The sequence below is a fragment of the Corynebacterium sp. sy039 genome, from assembly GCF_007904105.1.
Taxonomy (GTDB): Bacteria; Actinomycetota; Actinomycetes; order Mycobacteriales; family Mycobacteriaceae; genus Corynebacterium.
Window position 1 is genome coordinate 1117453 of record NZ_CP042325.1, and the last position, 19003, is coordinate 1136455.

The 19003-nt window shown below is 44.7% G+C and carries 16 protein-coding genes; 1 reads left to right on the forward strand and 15 read right to left on the reverse strand.

The window, feature by feature from the left end:
* Positions 1-34: 34 nt before the first annotated feature.
* The 11 genes from FQV43_RS05065 to FQV43_RS05115 all read right to left on the reverse strand — a co-directional run bounded on the left by FQV43_RS05065 (position 35) and on the right by FQV43_RS05115 (position 13319).
* A complete protein-coding gene (locus tag FQV43_RS05065) occupies positions 35-2827 on the reverse strand; it encodes an RNA helicase (protein ID WP_146339269.1) in 2793 nt (930 codons plus the stop codon).
* A gap of 9 nt (positions 2828-2836) precedes the next feature.
* Positions 2837-3892, reverse strand: coding sequence for a twin-arginine translocase subunit TatC (gene tatC / locus FQV43_RS05070; protein ID WP_146339271.1), 1056 nt, complete (start codon positions 3890-3892; stop codon positions 2837-2839).
* A gap of 64 nt (positions 3893-3956) precedes the next feature.
* A complete protein-coding gene (gene tatA, locus FQV43_RS05075; protein ID WP_144272879.1) occupies positions 3957-4232 on the reverse strand; it encodes a Sec-independent protein translocase subunit TatA in 276 nt (91 codons plus the stop codon).
* A 76-nt stretch (positions 4233-4308) separates the two neighbouring features.
* A complete protein-coding gene (locus FQV43_RS05080; protein ID WP_168195049.1) occupies positions 4309-5283 on the reverse strand; it encodes a YafY family protein in 975 nt (324 codons plus the stop codon).
* Positions 5276-6265: a YafY family protein gene (locus FQV43_RS05085; protein WP_144272881.1), complete on the reverse strand. Its 990-nt coding sequence runs from the start codon at positions 6263-6265 to the stop codon at positions 5276-5278. Before FQV43_RS05085 ends, FQV43_RS05080 begins: the two co-directional genes overlap by 8 nt.
* Before the next feature lie 53 nt (positions 6266-6318).
* On the reverse strand, positions 6319-7710 hold the full coding sequence (gene pafA, locus FQV43_RS05090) for a Pup--protein ligase (RefSeq protein WP_146340424.1): 1392 nt from the start codon (positions 7708-7710) through the stop codon (positions 6319-6321).
* A gap of 26 nt (positions 7711-7736) precedes the next feature.
* Entirely contained in the window at positions 7737-7928 is a 192-nt protein-coding gene (locus FQV43_RS05095) for a ubiquitin-like protein Pup (protein WP_144272882.1), read from the reverse strand.
* A gap of 63 nt (positions 7929-7991) precedes the next feature.
* Positions 7992-9524, reverse strand: coding sequence for a depupylase/deamidase Dop (gene dop / locus FQV43_RS05100; RefSeq protein ID WP_146339275.1), 1533 nt, complete (start codon positions 9522-9524; stop codon positions 7992-7994).
* Between the two features lie 3 nt (positions 9525-9527).
* Complete coding sequence (gene arc, locus FQV43_RS05105; RefSeq protein WP_146339277.1) at positions 9528-11114, reverse strand: proteasome ATPase; 1587 nt, start codon at positions 11112-11114, stop codon at positions 9528-9530.
* An 84-nt stretch (positions 11115-11198) separates the two neighbouring features.
* Positions 11199-12035 (reverse strand): tRNA (adenine-N1)-methyltransferase, encoded by an 837-nt coding sequence (locus tag FQV43_RS05110; RefSeq protein ID WP_144272885.1) that lies wholly within the window; start codon positions 12033-12035, stop codon positions 11199-11201.
* A gap of 6 nt (positions 12036-12041) precedes the next feature.
* Positions 12042-13319, reverse strand: a complete 1278-nt coding sequence (locus FQV43_RS05115; protein ID WP_144272886.1) for a M18 family aminopeptidase — start codon at positions 13317-13319, stop codon at positions 12042-12044.
* Between the two features lie 89 nt (positions 13320-13408).
* Here FQV43_RS05115 and FQV43_RS05120 point away from each other — a divergent pair, with 89 nt between their 5' ends.
* Entirely contained in the window at positions 13409-14239 is an 831-nt protein-coding gene (locus FQV43_RS05120; protein ID WP_146339279.1) for a RecB family exonuclease, read from the forward strand.
* Here FQV43_RS05120 and FQV43_RS05125 read toward each other — a convergent pair whose 3' ends face one another.
* The 4 genes from FQV43_RS05125 to FQV43_RS05140 form a co-directional block, all read right to left on the reverse strand.
* Positions 14240-15907 (reverse strand): formate--tetrahydrofolate ligase, encoded by a 1668-nt coding sequence (locus tag FQV43_RS05125; RefSeq protein WP_146339281.1) that lies wholly within the window; start codon positions 15905-15907, stop codon positions 14240-14242.
* Positions 15908-16045: 138 nt separating this feature from the next.
* Entirely contained in the window at positions 16046-17575 is a 1530-nt protein-coding gene (aspA, locus tag FQV43_RS05130; protein ID WP_144272889.1) for an aspartate ammonia-lyase, read from the reverse strand.
* 235 nt (positions 17576-17810) lie between these two features.
* Positions 17811-18656: an ATP phosphoribosyltransferase gene (gene hisG, locus FQV43_RS05135; protein WP_144272890.1), complete on the reverse strand. Its 846-nt coding sequence runs from the start codon at positions 18654-18656 to the stop codon at positions 17811-17813.
* A 50-nt stretch (positions 18657-18706) separates the two neighbouring features.
* Positions 18707-18970 (reverse strand): phosphoribosyl-ATP diphosphatase, encoded by a 264-nt coding sequence (locus FQV43_RS05140; RefSeq protein ID WP_146339283.1) that lies wholly within the window; start codon positions 18968-18970, stop codon positions 18707-18709.
* Positions 18971-19003 lie beyond the last annotated feature (33 nt).

The following is a 19003-nucleotide window of genomic DNA, read 5'->3' on the forward strand; positions in this document are numbered from 1 at the left end:
AATCCACTATTCATAATGGACACGATTGTCTGGTTTAATCACCGATGGCTACTACACCACGTCGAATAGCATCTGCTGCTTGTCGTGCACTATAGCGCATTTCATCGGTGTATGCAGTAGTACGTATCTGTTCTAAAAGATCAACAACTTGGCGTGCGTAACGAACAAAATCACCAGGGCTGAGCTCGGCTCCTGATTCGGCTGCAGCAGCCAAACAATAATCCAAAGGCGCACCTGCAGTCCATTGATGAATAGCCAAAGCAAAACCCGCATCGGGAAAACGAGTTATGGGCAAGCGATAACGACGCTCATCGGTGCTTAACGCATCCCACAATCTAATCGTATTGTTCATAGCATTTTCCATTGCTTCACTGGCAGCCTGAACTGTTTGCCTATGTTGTCCACGAGTCTCTTTACGATTCTCAAAACAGCACATACTCGCCACACCAGCAAGTTCTGCAGGATCAAGTTCATTCCAAATACCCCGCTTGAGACACTGTGCCACAAGCAAATCTGATTCAGTATGTATGTGCGCGAGCCGTGTTCCTTCATCGGTAATCTGTGGTAGGCGTGTGCCGCTGCTGCTATCTTCAACGAACTCAACATAGTCTAGTTCCGCCAGTAACTCGATAATGCGGTCAAAAGTGTGTCCAAGAGTATCTTTGGCTGAAGAAATTTTTTCAGATAGATATGCAACTGTGCGACGCGCCTTCAGTAGCTTTTCACCCAATAAAACTGCTGCCTCCAAATCAGCCCAATAATGAACAGGGCTTTGGCGTAGCTGGGTACGCAAGGCAAGAACTCTGCGATTTGATCGAGCTTTTGCCTCTAGCTTCATCTTTTTGGGACGATCAAAATGATGCCGTGCAAAAGCTCTCACCACACTTGCAGCACCTTTTCTCGGGCGTGCAATAGCCAAGCGCGGCAACGACATGGTCCCAACAATAATCGGTGGCATTCGTAAACTATCTGCCGAGATTTTCCCTGACCAACCAGATTCCATTGTGACCCAAGGATGAGGATCGTGATTATCTTTAGCAGGTTGCACGACCACAGCAAGCACTGGTCGTTTCTTTGTTGGCAAAGCAATAACTTGCCCCAGCTTCAACCTGGATAAACTACGAATAACCTCTTTTTCGCGCTCAATACCAGCTTGTTTTTTCGCCTGCTTTTCTGCATCTTTGAGCGTACGACGCAATTGGATATATTCTAAAAGCTCCTGTTCAGGGTGCTCACTAGGCGGAGCCATTGATTGAATGAGCTTATGCAACTTTTCTGCCCACTCTTTTTCATTCTGTTCAGCTTGTTCACGTTCACGTACTTCGCTTACCACTGAACCATCTGCCTGATACTGGGCGAAAGATTTTTCTAATAACCGATGTGCTGGCTCAAATCCAATAGTGCCCAGCAAATTTACCGCCATATTATAGCCCGGTGCAAAAGTAGAGTTGAGAGGATAAGTCCTGGTAGAGGCTAGTTCAGTAACAGTTTTCGGATCTAGAGCCGGTGCCCACATGACAACTGCGTGTCCGATAGTATCGATTCCGCGTCGACCAGCACGCCCTACCAGTTGTGTATATTGACCTGGGGATAATTCAACATGAGATTCGCCATTGAATTTCACCAGTTTTTCTAACACCACAGTACGTGCTGGCATATTCACCCCAAGCGCCAATGTCTCTGTTGCAAACACGGCACGCACAAGCCCTTTGCTGAATAATTCCTCCACAACATGACGAAATGCCGGTAGCATTCCAGCATGATGGGTAGCAAAACCACGCTGTAAAGCAGTTTTCCAGCGAGAAAAATCAAGAACTCTCAGATCCTCTTTTGGGATATCTGCAACAGCTCTATCAACGATACGAGCGATTTCTTGTGCCTGCTCAGTCGTAGTGAGCGAAAACCGTGCCCTCAAACACTGATATAACGCACTGTCACAGCCACTACGCGAAAAAATAAACGTGATGGCCGGCAGCATATTTTGCTCATTCAATATTTTTAATACATCAGGCCGGCTTAATGGCTGAAAGGCATGGTGGTTTTTGCGTTGTGCATGCGCTGAGAATTTTTCTATGCCATTAGTGTGAGCACTTCGGGAACGAAATCCGCCAGCTTTAGCGTGCGAATTAGCCGAGAAACCCTTTTCTTCCAACTTAGCGACGTGTCGCTGCAACCGCTCATTAACGCTGACACCATCATCATCGAATAATTGATGCAAGCGCTTGTCGACGAGCATCCATTGTTTTAACGGAACTGGTCGATGTTCGCTGACAATAACTGACGTACTGCCGCGAACGCTATGGAGCCAGCGCCCGAATTCTTCAGAATTACTCACTGTCGCTGATAAACCAATAAGGCATACATCCTGATCAAGACCTAAAATTGCTTCTTCCCAGACTGCGCCACGAGTTTTATCTGAGAGAAAATGGATCTCGTCCATGACAACATGGCTAAGTCGTGTCAGCGTCTCCGACTGCACATAGATCATATTGCGCAATACTTCTGTGGTCATAACAAGAACATCAGCATCATGATTGATGGATACATCACCAGTCAATAAACCAATGTTTTCTGCACCATGATCTGCAACAAGATCGTGATATTTTTGATTACTGAGCGCTTTAATCGGTGTGGTGTAAAAGCATTTTGTGCCTTGTGCTAAAGCTAACGAAACTGCAAATTCACCGACGATTGTTTTTCCTGCACCAGTAGGCGCACATACTAAAACATTTTCTCCCTCTTCAATCAGTTCACAACCACGAACCTGGAAATCATCCATGGAGAATGACAGAGAAGATTGAAAAAAATCTAAATGCTTAGTGGTCATAATACCGTCTTAGATAACATCATCAAATGGATGGGATATATGGCTATTGTTGGTGGAATGATCTGTGCCGGAGGTATGGATATCTTCACTCGGCTCTGCAATAGGCTGAGGACGCTTAATGGGCTGTGCGGGAGGAATACTGGAGTCAAAAGAATCTGCTGTATTGTGTTCATCAGCACCTTCGTGTGTAGTAGGTGCTAGCGATGAAGCTGTATCATCTGCAGTATCAAGCCAATCAGGTCGGTCTTTCTTTCTTCGCTTATCATTAAGGCGCATGATCTGAAAAGAAAACTCCACCATAATACATAGCGTGACTGCGAGGATGACCATGCCATATGGATCTTGTCCCGGTGTCATAAAAGCAGCGAAAATTGCTAATAAAATCCACGTGATGTCACGTCGCTTACTTACTGCTTTGTAACTGAGTAATCCTGCCTGATTGAGTAGCACCAGTAATAGTGGCACTTGAAAACTGATACCAAACAATAAAAACATATTGAGGACGAAGGAAAAATAATCCTTTCCGGTTAGCGCTGCCGTTTGGAACTTATCGCCAATAGTAAGTAAGAGTTCAAGACCAAAGAACAACACTGCATATGCAAGTGCACAACCAGCGAGAAATAGCAACACTGCACAGCTGACGTAGCGCCTTGCCCAACGACGCTCATTCTTCATCAAACCAGGAGTAATGAAAGACCAAATTTGATAGAAAAATATGGGTGATACCAGTACCGCTCCAGCGATTGCCCCCATTTTGATCCGGAGCATTATCATGTCAAAAGGTGCTGTAGCCAAAAAACGACATTGCCCGTCTGCTCCGCTAAATGCTCTTTTATCAACGGGTAAGGCGCAATAGGGTTTGAGCATAATGTCGCCAAGGCTAGGAATAAAAAATAAAGAATGCTGATACCAGATATAACCGATGATTAATCCTACAAAAAGGGCACAGATACATTTAATTAACCGCTGACGCAGTTCTTGAAAATGCTCTATAAGCTCCATGGAGCCATCGGATGTTTTCTTTTTTCGCCAGCTACGTTTTTTAGACGCAGTAGTTTCAGACATATGCTGGTTTCTCCGACACCAAAAAATATCTCACAATTGTACTAAGAGGTACCACATTAATGACTTATTGCTCAGGAGTATTTTGCTGAGGCTGTGGCTGAATAGAATTATGATTTGTGAGATTATTTTGCGGCTGGTATGTATGTTGATCTGATACCACAGGTTGAGCGATTTGCTTAGGTTGCTGCTCGTCGTCTTTGCCCATTTCTTTTACCTCAGATTTGAGGATACGCATGGAACGCCCCAAAGAGCGTGCTGCATCTGGCAGTCTTTTGGCACCAAAGAGCAAAGCAATAACAAGAACAATGATAATAATTTCTGGTGCACCGAGAGAACCCACGATACTAGCCTTTCTGTAAAACTCAGATTTTTACTTGAGCCTTCATTTTTATTAACTTCACTAATGACTGTAGCACTTATGCGCCATTGTATGCTGCTAAGCCTTGATGTGCCTGTTTACGAACCGCGTCAAGTAAACTACTAGGCTCAATTGCATAGACATCTTTAGCATTGCTCAGCAAAAATTGCACCAGCCATTGTTGCGAAATAATAGGCACCTGCACTACATAGCATTGCTTTCCTTGATAGCGCTCCCAATTTCCAAAAGCACCAGGGATAGTGTCTGCCAACCATACTGCATGATCATGAAAAATCAGTGTTGCTTGAGTTGCCACAGCTGCGTATCCAAAAGGATCACTGTCGTCGAAATTAAAGTCTGAACTATTCTTTGCCTTGTCGTCGCTTATCTCTACATGATGAATGCGATCAAGTCGAAAATTACGGGTATCAGCTACGCTGTCCTCCCACGCACACAGATAAGAATGCAAGTCATGGGTAAAGATGCGTATAGGACTTACTACTCGTTGCTTCTTTTCTTTGGACTGATCTGCGGGCAGATAATCAAAAATAATTTGTTTGTGCTCCATCATTGCTTCTTGAATAGTCCCCATAGTTTTCTCTATCTCAGTGGATGTATCAGTAGCAATCTTTGTATCAAAAACACCAGAAACATCATCGCCCATCGCTTGACGTAACTTATGCGCAGCACTGCGTACCGCAGAGGCATCGACTAAGCCAGGAACTGACTCCAAATACTCCAAGGATAAAAGCAAAGCTCCTGCTTCTGTCTGAGTAAGGCGAAGTGGCTGATCCATCCCTTGAGAATTAATGATCTCTACTGCACGAAAACTTGAGTCCATATCGACTAATTCATCAGGAAGAGAACCTGGACCGCAACAAAAAAGACTATTGAGATCCTCAAGTAGCTGTTTATTCTGCATACCCAAATCAGCAGCCGCTTCCATGACTGATCTTCCCGGATGCGCCTTAAAATATGGAATGAGATTAAGCATCCGCACAAGGTCTTCAAGTTTTTTATACGATTTAGCCACAGTTTTCTCCCTTTTGGCTGGGATCAAGAGCACACTGTAATAGTGCACGAACATCAGCGACGACATCAGCAGGCGAGCATACAATAACCTCTGGTGCTAAGGCAGCTGCTGTGCGCACTAACCAATCGCGATCGACGTCGTGAAGCTCACAAAGATCATTCTCTTTCTTCTGTGCGCGCAGCGTTATTTCATTTTCAGCATTATGTGCAATACGACAAGTAGCATCAATAATTTTTCTTGTGCCACGCAATTGCTTTTCGACGATCTCCTGCAGATTTATCCCCTCAGGAGCATGATGAAACTCGCCATATACACTGATATGCTGCTTGTTCATTTCCAGTGTAGTGATCTCAGAAAGTTTTTTGGTACGAAAAGCCCGTACATCCTCTCTATCTACATCAAAGCCAACAAGATAGAGTCGATCGCCCATATTGACCAGCCCCCAAGGATCAAGCCAACGCTCTTGCGGCTCATAAGCATGAGAAGATGTATAGAGAAAAGACAACCGACCATGATCCTGCACAGCAGATAGGATGACGTCGAGTGATTGTGCTGACAAAGAGCTCCAATCATTAATGGCAGTCAATGCTACTTTTGCTTTTATATCTCTTTCCACGCCAGTAGCAGCGATTTTTGTCCAGCCAGAACGCGAAAAAGCAGCGAGCTCATCGCCCATTCCGATTTGTCCAGCAAGAGCGAGAACCGTAGCTTCTTCCGGGGTGAAGTCAATATGAGGTAAGTGATATGCATCTGCCTGCAGTCGATAAGCAACCTGCGAATTAATCGAAATGGTTTCAATCGGAACCCCTACTTTAACCAGCACATTTCTATCACGCTCGACGAGTTTCTCTGCTGTTTTCTGCGAGCGCGGTCTATTATGTTCATCTTTGCTATAACCAGCAACATGATCGATAATCCATTTAGTAGTCAAATATGATTGACCTGATTTTTCTGCATTCAGAAAAGCAAAGACAAGATTCACGGCTCTTTCGGTATAACGCGTTACTGGCAATGTAGCTCTCCTCCCCTAGTTGCTCATGATGACTGTGATTCAGGTTGATCATGCATCTGCATATACGCTATCAAGTCGTCAACACGCGTGTCGCTATTAGCAAAAGGATCTGCTAATTCCACTACTTGTGGTTCTGGTCTATTGACTTTTAACCGCAACCAATCCACTGAAAACTCTGCATTATATTTTTGAGCAGCGCTAAGAAACTGCCCACGAAGATGAGCTCGTGTTGTCTGAGGAGCATGATTATAGGCATACATGACCTGTTCTGACTCTAGCCAACGGTGCGCAATTCCTTTATGCTCCAATAACTTAAAAAGACCTCTACCAGGTCGAATGTCGTGATAAGCCAAGTCAATTTGGGCAAGTTTGGGATGTGAAAAATCATGCGGAGCCAGCCCCAAACGTTGTTGATAGCTGCGCAATAGTGATAATTTAATCGCCCAATCGACATCTTTTTCTAAAGCAGCATAGTCTTCTTTGCTCATTGCATTAAGCACTTTTTCCCATAAGCCTACAATGCGCTGCATATCTACGTTACTGGTACCTGGATAAGATTCTTGACGATGGTTTAGCCAACGCTGCGCAGCACGTAGATATCGTGTTTGCAATTCTAGCGCGCTGCACGTAGTCCCATCAGCCAGTTGAACAGGGGTATTACCTGTAGGATCAGCAGCAATATCACGAATCACTGCGATGGATTCTCCAAGTTCTACGTCTGCTAGCTCAAAATCTGCCTCAATCATCTCCAAGACCAATAGCGTTGTGCCAATCTTGAGTGCAGTGGTGACTTCAGACATAGAAGAATCACCAACAATGACGTGCAATCGACGAAAACGAGAAGAATCCGCATGAGGTTCGTCGCGAGTATTGATGATAGGGCGCGAGCGTGTCGTGGCACTGGAGATTCCCTCCCACACATGATCAGCGCGTTGTGAAAGGCGAAATTGTCCATTTTTAATGCTTCCCGCACCAGCAATTAGTTGGCGAGTAACTAAAAACCCAAGGAATTTTTTTGCCAATGTCTTAATTACTGCATCACGACTGATGAGATAATTTTCGTGGCAACCATAACTATTACCTTGTGAGTCAAGATTATTCTTAAACAGAAATACTCGTGCAGTTTTTCCCTGTAGTGCTAAAGTTTTTTCTGTTTCACGCGCAAGCTCATCGACGATGAGATCACCAGCCCGATCATAAGCGATAAGCTGATCGATGCTATCGCATTCTGCTGTCGCTATTTCTGGATGTGATCCTACATCCAAATAAAGCCGAGAAGCATTCGGGTGATAGATATTAGAACTTCCCCACCGCTCAATAACTGGACGAAACATATACCGAGCCACTTCATCAGCACTCAATTGCTGTGCACCATCGCTTACACAGGTAATACCATACTCTGTTTCTAGCCCCATGATACGGCGGGTAAAAATATCCACTCTTATTCTCCACCTTTTTGTACATAGGAGCGGACAAACTCTTCTGCATTAGCCTCGAGTAGACCATCAATTTCATCTAATAAGTCATCAACGCCTGTAGTGTTGATTGATATTTGTGTGTTGTTGAGCTCTCCAGCATTTTCGTCGGCATCACCTGAGTTACCAGAGTGGTGATTAATCTGTGTCCCAGCCATATTTTTCTCTTTCCTTATTTCTCACATTCTTAATTCTTACAACACGCTCACAACAGTTATAAATTACAACCACTCTAGAGCATCATTGGGCATATCTTCCGATAATGCCTGTAATAATTGTTCGAGCTGATCCTGGCCAAAACTATCAAAATAGTGCTTTGTTTTTTGAGCAGTAAAATCAGCTAATCCTGGAAAAGAAATACGCACATCTTGGTTACCACACCTTGTACTAAGTGAATCCCAATTTGCTGCCAAGATACTGCTACCAAAAGTATCTGCCATTGTGCCACGAAAATAAGCACGGGTGTCTTGTGGCGGGGTCCACGCAGCAGCACTAATGTCTTGTGCGGAGACTAATTGTTGCATTCTTCCCTTATGCACTAAAGCATGATAAAGGCTTTTTTGAGGATCAATATCGCTATATTGCAAGTCAATGAGCTGTGCTTTTGCACTGTGCACTGATACACCGCGCTGAGCGAAAGACTCTAGCAAACTATATTTCGCACACCAATCCAACATATGAGCAGCTTTATGCGGTCCTTGGGCTAATAACTCAAGAACCTCTGCCCATAATTGATGTACGCTCCTATCAACCTGTGTCTGCGGATTTACTCGTTGATGATAGTGCCACAAAATTTCTAATGCAGTTAAGCTGCGACCATCAGCAAGTGCTAATGCGTGCTTTAGACCAAGATCATAAGAGACATTTTTTACCTCAGCCACTGCATCTTTGAGCTGCAAGTCACTAAAATCAACTCCTGCTTCAATAGCGTCAAGAACCAGAGAAGTCATGCCGAGTTTAAGGAAAATGGCTATTTGAGACATATTCGCATCGCCAATAATAACGTGCAAGCGACCAAAACGATCGGCAGTGGTGTGAGGTTCGTCGCGAGTATTGATAATGCCACGGTTGAGGGTGGTTTCCAAGGAGATTTCCTGTTCAATATAATCAGCTCGTTGGCTGATTTGGAATCCAGACTCCTGCCCAGATACCCCTTTCCCGACTCTACCAGCACCGATAATTACTTGGCGCGTTACGAAGAATGGAATGAGCCCTCGGGCAATAGCATCAAAGTCAATATCTTTGCGGTAAAAATAGTTTTCATGTGCACCATAACTAGCGCCTTTACCATCCACATTATTTTTATAGATTTTTAATGCAGGACATGGCTGATGATTATCGAGGACGGAATGGTTACGTGCACTAAAATGCGCTACTTGTGCACAAGCACTCGATAAAATCACATCACCTGCGCAATCGTAGAGCATGGCGTCGAAAGCATTTGTTGTCTCGGGGCTGGAATACTCTGGGTGCGCATGATCGACATAGAATCGGCCGCCATTGGTGAGCACCACATTTGCCATACCAATAGCACTGGGGTCAATGACTGGTGTGCTCTGGTATCTGCGTAGATCAAAACCACGAGTATCTCGTAGTGGATGCTCAGAAGCAAAGTCCCACCGTGCACCAGTGGCGCATCGCTTAGCCATGCCAAAAGCAACTACGAGATGCGTGGAAGTGATTATTGGGGATAAAGCAGCATGACTCGGTGCTACGATTCCGTATTCTGTTTCGGTTCCAAGGAAACGAGTCATTGCTTATCGCCCTACTACTCGCGCATGAACTATGTGAGTGCCACCACGCCCAATGATACGAGCCCATTCATCTGGATTGCTCGTATTGGGCAGATCCTCACTTTCTTGCATTTCTGTTTCTACGGCGTCAAGAAGATGTTGTAGAGTCATGCCTTTTTCTGTGCCTTGTATGTGCTGCTTAATGGCATTTTTCTTCGCGCGATCAATGATATTGGCGATCATGGCACCGGATACAAAATCCCGATAGTGCAATAATTCTTTTTCTCCCGTGACCAGAGTCAATTCGACATAAGGATTATCGCTAAAAAGCTTATCGACGGTGTTATCAATGAGATAATCAATGCTTGGTACGTTGTGAGCAAGTGGGATAGCGCTTGTGAGATGTCTAGTGAAAATGTCTCGGGCGTTTTCTTTGCTTGGGCGTCCTACCTTTATCTTCACGTCCAAACGTCCTGGTCGCAAAATTGCCGGGTCAATTAATTCTTCACGGTTTGTAGCACCAATAACAATGACATTTGATAGTGCTTCTACCCCGTCAATTTCAGTGAGTAGCTGTGGGACAACAGTTGTTTCCATATCAGAACTGACTCCCGAACCGCGAGTGCGGAAAATGGACTCCATTTCATCAAAGAAGATAATGACTGGGCGACCGTCTTCGGCGAGTTCACGTGCACGCTCGAAAATGAGTCGAATGCGTCTTTCGGTTTCGCCAACGTATTTATTGAGTAATTCAGGTCCTTTTACATTGATGAAATAGCTGTTTGTTCCGTTGCCTACGCGTTGCGATAAGGAATGCGCTACTGCTTTGGCAATGAGTGTTTTGCCGCAGCCGGGTGGCCCATAGAGCAAAATTCCTTTGGGCGGGTGTAGATTGTAGGCTTGGTAGAGCTCTGGATAAGTAAACGGGAGTTCCACTGCGTCATGGATTTGCTCAATTTGCTTGGCTAGCCCGCCAATATCCTTATAACTAACATCAGGTATTTCTTCTAAAGCTAATTTAGCCACTTCTGTTTTCGGAATGATCTCAAAGGCATAGCCTGCTTTAGGATCAACTAATAGAGTATCGCCAGCTCTGGGACGACGACACATACCGTCTAATAAAGGTGCAGCAAGGCGCACTATTTTTTCTTCACCATTATTATCCGCTACAAGAGCACGCTCATATCCCACCATTTCGCTGAGCGTCGCTAGTTCCCCTGTAGTGCTAAATTCACAAACCTCAACAATCTGGTTTGCTTCTCCTAGACGAACTTGTACCCCTGCTACTAACGCAGATGTATCTACTGAAGGCGAAATAGCTAATCGCATTTTTCGACCAGCAGTAAATACTTCGGCTGTTGTGGAAGATGTTGTCGTTGAAGATGGAGAGAGTTCTAAGAATGTGCCATATGTGGAGGGCGGAGTAGCTAATTCCTCCACTTGTGCAGTGAGCACACTGAGTTTATCCCGTGAAGCCTTGAGTAGTTGTGCTAGCTTTTGGTTACGTTGCACAAGTTCATTGACAGTGCGCTGCAATTCTGCAGAGCTAGAATCACTATTGTGCGAACCAGGACGTGTACTGTCGGTGTGCGAGTTGAGGGGAATACTCATGCTTATTAGCATACTGCTTTTTGCATGAAAGTTAGTATTCCCTCACCTGAGCTATGAGATGCGCATACGCGCAATGACTGTCGCTTATTTTCGTGCCTTACGTTGCGGACGTGGTGGTGTGACACCATCAGCTAAGCGCCTTGTCATAACCAAAAAAGCAGTGTGTGCATTCATCCGATGTTCTGGTCTGGTAGCTAGACCTTCTACGCGCCAATCGCGAATCAATGATTCCCATGCACGTGGCTCAGTAAAGCATTTTTGTTCTCGAATACCCTCCATAACTTTCATCAGCTGAGGCACTGTTGCCACGTAAGTAAGGAAGACTCCCCCCGGGATCAGTAAGTCCTTTACGGTGCTCAAACATTCCCAAGGTTCCAGCATATCCAGAATGATACGATCAACGTGTCCGCCGATATCTGCTACAGTGGCTTCTCGCACATCCTGTAAGTGAGGAAACCAATTACTTGGTCGTCCGCCAAAGAACTCGTCAACATTAGCTTGTGCGAATTCAAGATGATCTTCGCGTACTTCATAAGAAATAACGCTTCCTTCGCTACCTACTGCACGCAGAAGAGCCATAGTTAGCGCCCCAGATCCTGCGCCTGCTTCTAGTACCCGAGCGCCTGGAAAAATATCGCCTTCGACGAGAATTTGTGCAGAATCTTTTGGATAAATAACAGCTGCCCCGCGTGGCATGGATAGCACGTGATCAACCATGAGGTGACGAAAACAAAGAAATTCCGTTCCCAAATCAGACTTTACGACGGTTCCTTCATGGGCACCGATAATCTCATCGTGATGAATGGCACCACGATGCGTATGGAATTTTTCACCAGGACTAAGAACGATGGTGGAATGCCTGCGTTTTGGATCGGTCAGTTGTACCCGATCTCCTACTTGAAAAGGACCAGAATATGCCATGAGCGATTAACCTACCAGATATGTGTAAAGAATTTCAGTGAAGACATACATATCATGTGCACTAGCTAATTCCCTCGCAGAGTGCATTGATAGCAATGGGATACCAACATCAACAGTCGGAATACCAAGTCGGGTGGCAGTAATAGGTCCGATGGTAGAGCCACAAGGTATTGCATTATTACCAGCAAAAATCTGTGAACTATATCCTGCCTGGCGACAAACCTTATGCCACAATGCTTGCATGGAGGCACTAGTGGCATAGCGCTGGTTAGCATTAGTCTTTAATACCGGCCCTTGACCAAGTATTGGATGGTTAGCAGGATCGTGCTTGTGCGCATAGTTTGGATGTATCGAGTGTGCTGCGTCTGCAGAAATACAGCTAGAGCGCGCATACATTCTATGCAATTGTTCTGCGTCTGCCCCCAACGCATACCCAGTACGCTCGAGTACATCATGCAAAATAGGACCTGCGGCACCAGTAGCTGAACCACTACCTATTTCTTCATGATCAAAAGCGGCAAAAACTAAAATATCATTCGTCTGTGCATCGTAACTCGCACGTATCAGCGCATTAAGACCACTAAAAACAGAGCTAAGATTGTCTAGTCTTCCCGCTGCAAGGAAATCCTGCTGAGTACCAAAAATTTGTCCAGGTTGCGCATCGACGGTGATGAGATCATGCGAGACAATATCAGATGCTGCAACATTTGCTTCTTTGGCAATTACTTCGAGGATATTGCTCTGTGGTTGTGACACGGCAAAAATTGGTTGAGTATGTTGCTGCCGATCAATTTCTACCGAATTGCTACGATCAAGATGTATAGCCAAATTCGGGATACGTAGCAATGGTTGTGTGGAAATGAGCTGTGTGCTGCCGTCGGCAAGCCCGATTATTCCTGCTATCTTGAGTTCACGATCAAACCAGGAACTTAGTAGCGGACCGCCATATACTTCCACTGCGACTTGCTGCCACTGATGACTTGTAAAATCGCTTTTGGGTTTTAGCTTAAAACCAGGAGAATCATTATGTGCACCAATGATTCTGAACCCGGATTCTGCAGTTGCGCCATCTGGAACATACCATGCCATAAGGGCACCACCTCGAACAATGAAGTGTCCACCTGGTGTTACATCCCATGCTTGTTGTTCTTCATGTCGAATAAAACCTGCCGCTTCCAAAAGAAACGCGCTGCAAGAAGCAGCGTGGTAGGAGCTAGGCGAACAAGAGATAAAATCCAAAAAATCTTGTGCATGCTCATATTCGATCGATGTTTTCGTACTCATGGGTATCACTTTAGCTATAAAAATTTTCACTTGTACATAGGGGGTGCACCATACAGTTTTGGCGCATAGCGACTATGCTGGAAGAGGCTATGAATAACTCTCTTGCTCTCTCCCCCTCTCGTGCGATAGATTATCGCCAGTGTCCATTGAGATATCGTTTTCGTGTGATTGACAAATTACCTGAGCCTAAAACAATTCCGCAGGTAATGGGCAATTTAGTACATTCGTGTTTGGAGGATATGCATTCATGGGATAGAGAAGAACGCACCTATCCTGCAGTAGTAAAAAGGCTCAAACCTAATTGGGAAAAAATGTGTACCAAAGATGCACAATTGTTGGAGTTAGTACCTGAACAGGAAACCTATGACTTCTTGGTACAGTCGCGCCAGCTGCTTAAAGGGTATTTCTACATGGAGAACCCACAAGCATTTGATGCCCATGCCTGTGAACTATATGTCGATACGCAACTTCCTAATGGAGTTCCAGTACGTGGGTTTATTGATCGGGTAGATATTGCCCCTACTGGCGAAGTACGAGTAGTTGACTATAAAACAGGCAAAAAACCTAAACCTCAATACGCCCAATCTGCACAGTTCCAAATGCTTTTTTATGCTTTAGTTTATTGGCGGATACATGGTGTTATTCCAACTCAGCTACGACTTATGTATCTCAAAGTACATGATTCACTGTTCTTGACTCCCTCGAAAGAGGAATTAGAGTATTTCGAGAAAGATTTAGCGCACTTATGGGGGAAAATTCTTGCCGACGTTAACTCCGGAGATTTTCGTCCGCATAAAACAGTGCTCTGCGGTTGGTGCCATTTCCAAAAACTGTGTCCCGCTTTCGGTGGTGTCCCTCCTGAATATCCAGGTTTACCTGTCGAAAGCGCGACACAACAGGAATCAACTCATAGTGATTGATTAAAATAATCCTGTTATTTTTCCGTCAACGACATCAATGTTTTCTGCTGCTGGTTTCTTGGGCAACCCTGGCATCGTCATAACATCACCGGTCAGCGCAACGATAAAACCAGCACCAAGGCGTGGCAACAAGCGACGAATATGAAGAGTATGTCCTGAAGCAGCACCACGTTCCGTGGGATTATCGCTAAAGGAATACTGATTCTTGGAAATACATACCGCTAAAGTATCCCAACCTTGTTCCTTGATATATGCCAAATCCTTTTGAGCCTGTGCAGTGTATGCTACGTCGTGAGCATGATAAATTTCATGAGCGATAGTTGCTATTGACGACTCAATACCAGCTGCAGGATCATAGAGTGGTTTGGCATGGGCAGCCACATTCTCTAGCACTGCGTCGGCAAGCTCTAAAGCGCCTGTTCCTCCTTGTGACCATACACGCGTCTGAACTACTGTAACTTTGCGATCAGCCGCCCATTGCTGTAGCCATTGTTTTTCTTCTTCATGGTCACTGTTAAACAGATTAAGCGCCACAATTGCTTTAATACCAAACTTGGCGATATTGCTGATGTGACGTTCTACATTGACAATACCTCTACGCAATGCATCGATATCGAGTTCGGCTAACTCACCTTTGTCGATACCACCGTTGTACTTGATAGAACGTATTGTAGCCACAATAACAACACAGTTAACATCAAAATTGCCAGCACGACTGGCAATGTCAAAAAACTTTTCTGCCCCCAAATCCGATCCAAAACCAGCTTCGGTGAGAACAATATCCCCCAATGAAAGTGCTGTTTGCGTAGCAATAATTGAATTACAGCCATGAGCGATATTCGCAAAAGGACCGCCATGTACTAATGCAGGAGTACCTGCTAATGTTTGCACAAGGTTAGGGTTGATAGCATCGCGAAGTAGTGCGCATAGTGCTCCTTGAGCATTGATGTCTTTTACCGTTATTGCTTTTCCAGAGAAACTTTGCCCAATAACAATACGTGAAATGCGTTCACGCAAATCATCATTGTCTTTTGCCAAACAAAGCACTGCCATAAGTTCGCTTGCTGCAGTAATAGTAAATCCTGTTTCCGCTGGCAGCCCATGTGGTGCCCCACCGAGACCGGTGACGACATGACGCAGAGAACGATCATTAACATCCAAGCAACGCTGCCACGTTATTTTCCGCGGATCAATACCGCAAGAGTTACCTTGATGAATGTGGTTATCGATTAATGCTGCAAGAGTGTTAGTAGCAGATGTAATAGCGTGAAAATCACCAGTAAAGTGCAAGTTGATATCTTCCATTGGCACAATCTGAGCATATCCACCCCCTGCTGCCCCGCCTTTAATTCCCATTACAGGCCCTAAAGAGGGTTCGCGGATAGCAACGATAGATCGATGTCCACGTTCTTTTAGCGCATCAGCCAAACCAATGAGTACTGTGGATTTTCCCTCACCAGCTGGCGTAGGCGACATTCCTGTAACAAGAACTAATTTTGCCTTTTGCTCTTGTCCCTGACCACAACGCTTAGCGATAGCAGCTGCATCTACCTTAGCTTTCGTCGTACCATAAGGGATTAATTCATCCTGATTGATACCAGCACGCACGGCTATGTCTGTGATTGCTTCTAGTTGATGCTGCTGTGCAATCTCAACATCAGTGAGCATATGTTTCCTTTCATCAGTGAAACCATCGTTTTATTTTAATGGGAACTAGGCGGGAATAGGAATGAGAGAATACAACATATAAAAAGTGCCTTTAGCTTTGATAATACTAAAGACACTTAATCTACGATGCACTCATTATCAATTGTCTAGATATAGTTTGCCTCGGAACATAGGGTGCATGAGGTTCTCAGGAGAAAGTACCTGATTGAGGGTTTCTTCATCCATGAGTCCTTTTTCAAGCACCAACTCCCGAACGCTCTTCCCGGTAGCCGCAGCTTCTTTACCAATCATGTCGCCATTATGGTGGCCAATGAAAGGATTAAGATAGGTAACAATTCCAATGGAGTTATCCACATACGCACGGCACACATCTGCATTTGCAGTAATGCCTACGACGCATTTCTCACGCAAAACATCTGCTGCGTTACCAAGAATACGAATCGACTGGAATAGTGCCTCACCAATGACAGGCTCCATAACATTAAGCTGCAACTGCCCTGCTTCTGCTGCCATGGTAACTGTGAGGTCATTACCAAATACCTTAAAGCATACTTGATTAACAACCTCAGGTATCACCGGATTAACTTTAGCTGGCATAATCGACGAACCTGCCTGGCGTGCTGGTAAGTTAATCTCATGTAAACCTGCAGTAGGACCAGAGGAAAGCAAACGCAAGTCATTACAAATTTTCGATAGCTTCATAGCTGCACGCTTGACAGCAGAATGAGCTAACACATATGCCCCAGTATCACTGGTTGCTTCGATAAGGTCACGAGCAGACTTCATCTCATAACCAGTTACCTCAGATAGCGAGGCAGTAACTTGGTGACGATAACCAGCTGGTGTATTGAGACCGGTGCCAATTGCAGTTGCACCAAGATTGATTTCTAATAGTCGATCAGCTGCACTGCGTAGGATAGATTGCTCTTCTGCAAGGTTGTGTGCAAAGGCCAGGAATTCTTCACCGAGAGTCATAGGAACCGCATCTTGAAGTTGAGTGCGACCCATCTTGAGGATATCCACAAACTCTGTTGATTTATTTAAGAACGCACTTTGGAGTTCATCAATTTGACTAATGAGTTTATTCATACAGTCATATACACCAAGGCGGAACCCAGTTGGATATGCGTCATTAGTGGATTGGCTCATATTCACATCATCATTGGGATTGATGATGTCATAGGAACCTTTGGGATGTCCAAGATGCTCGAGTGCTAAATTAGCAATAACCTCGTTGGTATTCATGTTAACGCTAGTACCGGCACCTCCTTGGAAAACATCCACAGGGAATTGATCCATGCAACGTCCCTTTTCCAGGATTTCATCACAGGCCCATACAATTGCATCGCACTTTTGCGCAGGTAAGGTATGAAGTCGACGATTAGCCAATGCTGCTGCTTTTTTAACTCGTACCATACCGCGAATAAATTCTGGAACATGGTTGATAGTAGTGCGAGAAATCTGAAAATTATCAATCGCTCGCATGGTATGAATACCGTAGTACACATCATCGGGTACTTCCATAACGCCCAAAAGATCTTCTTCTAAGCGATACCCCTTGCGAGCAGCAGGTGCTTTCTTGGTTGCTTTCGTAGATTTTTCTTCTGCCACTGGTGCTGAAGACTTTTCTGCTTTTTCAGACTGAGTAGTTTTAGTTGCTTTGGGCATTACTATGCGTCATCTTCCTTATGTTACGGGGTTGAAAAATAGCTCCAATAACCAAGCGTAGACCGATTTAGTGATGAGGGGTAGGCGTGCAGCTGTCTCTTTTACCTGCAAATCTATAGGAATGAAAGCGTTTTTAACTGTACCAGCACGTTCTATAGAACGAATGAAACTCAGAAAAATCTTTTCTGATAAATAAACAATAATGCTACCCCATTCAAGGGGTAGCACAGAGAAATTAAATGCGCGCAATCCTTATCTCAGAAGCCAAGATAGCCTCTGCACCCAATGCAGATAAGGCATCCATAACAGTATTTGCTTGTTTACGTGGTACTAGAGCACGAACTGCAATCCAGTTTTCTCGGGCTAAAGGCGACACCGTTGGCCCAGACAATCCTGGAGTGATTTCTCTTGCTTTCTCTAGTACATCACGAGAAATGTTGTAATCGAGCATGAGATAGTTTTGCGCATGCAAAATACCTTCTAAGCGCCTTAAGAAAATACGATGTTCGTCGCTAATCGCTATTCCCTGGCGCCCAATTACTACGGCCTCAGACTCACAAATGACGTCACCAAAAGGTTCTAAACCTTGTTTGCGTAGCGTCCGACCAGTAGAAACCACATCAGCAATAGCATCAGCAACGCCAAGGCGAATCGAGATCTCGACAGCACCATCTAAGCGAATGACGTCAGCGCTAATGCCCCGTTTCTCTAAATCAGCTTTAACCAAATGTGGATAGGACGTCGCGATGCGTTTTCCCTGAAGATCAGAAATGTTCCACTGACTACCTGCTGTAGTTGCATATCGAAATGTTGATGCACCAAAACCGAGCTGCATAATTTCAGTTGTGTGCGCACGGGAATCGGCTGCTAAATCTCGACCTGTGATTCCTAGGTCGAGTTGCCCCCCAGCAACATAAATTGCAATATCTTTAGGGCGTAGAAAGAAGAACTCAACGTTATTGACTTGATCTCGAACACTGAGCTGTTTCGCTTCCATTCTGCGCGCATACCCTGCTTCTGCAAGTATTTCTACTGCCGCCTCTGATAAAGACCCCTTATTAGGAATAGCGATTTTAAGCATGGATTCACCTTAATTTTTTTACTGCCTATACATATGTTCAGAGTGAAAAGTTAAAGATACTTATACACATCTTCTAGTGTTAAGCCACGTTTAATCATCATGACTTCGGTCCAGTACATAAGCTGAGAAATTTCTTCTGCTAATTCCTCATCAGACTGATATTCCGCAGCTAGCCATACTTCACCTGCTTCTTCAATTATTTTTTTCCCTAAAGTATGAACACCAGCATCAAGAGCTGCCACAGTAGCAGATCCTTCAGGTCGTTGCTGTGCGCGTTGCTCTAATTCATTAAATAAAGTCTCGAGGTTTTTCACACTGTGTATTATCGCACATAAGGTGCAGAGTCT

Bases quoted from the DNA above. Each gene is read 5' to 3' on its own strand.
- FQV43_RS05065 (WP_146339269.1), bottom strand. From the start codon at position 2,827: ATGACCACTAAGCATTTAGATTTTTTTCAATCTTCTCTGTCATTCTCC.
- tatC (WP_146339271.1), bottom strand. From the start codon at position 3,892: ATGTCTGAAACTACTGCGTCTAAAAAACGTAGCTGGCGAAAAAAGAAA.
- pafA (WP_146340424.1), bottom strand. From the start codon at position 7,710: ATGGGGCTAGAAACAGAGTATGGTATTACCTGTGTAAGCGATGGTGCA.
- FQV43_RS05095 (WP_144272882.1), bottom strand. From the start codon at position 7,928: ATGGCTGGGACACAGATTAATCACCACTCTGGTAACTCAGGTGATGCC.
- dop (WP_146339275.1), bottom strand. From the start codon at position 9,524: ATGACTCGTTTCCTTGGAACCGAAACAGAATACGGAATCGTAGCACCG.
- arc (WP_146339277.1), bottom strand. From the start codon at position 11,114: ATGAGTATTCCCCTCAACTCGCACACCGACAGTACACGTCCTGGTTCG.
- FQV43_RS05110 (WP_144272885.1), bottom strand. From the start codon at position 12,035: ATGGCATATTCTGGTCCTTTTCAAGTAGGAGATCGGGTACAACTGACC.
- FQV43_RS05115 (WP_144272886.1), bottom strand. From the start codon at position 13,319: ATGAGTACGAAAACATCGATCGAATATGAGCATGCACAAGATTTTTTG.
- FQV43_RS05120 (WP_146339279.1), top strand. From the start codon at position 13,409: ATGAATAACTCTCTTGCTCTCTCCCCCTCTCGTGCGATAGATTATCGC.
- FQV43_RS05125 (WP_146339281.1), bottom strand. From the start codon at position 15,907: ATGCTCACTGATGTTGAGATTGCACAGCAGCATCAACTAGAAGCAATC.
- aspA (WP_144272889.1), bottom strand. From the start codon at position 17,575: ATGCCCAAAGCAACTAAAACTACTCAGTCTGAAAAAGCAGAAAAGTCT.
- hisG (WP_144272890.1), bottom strand. From the start codon at position 18,656: ATGCTTAAAATCGCTATTCCTAATAAGGGGTCTTTATCAGAGGCGGCA.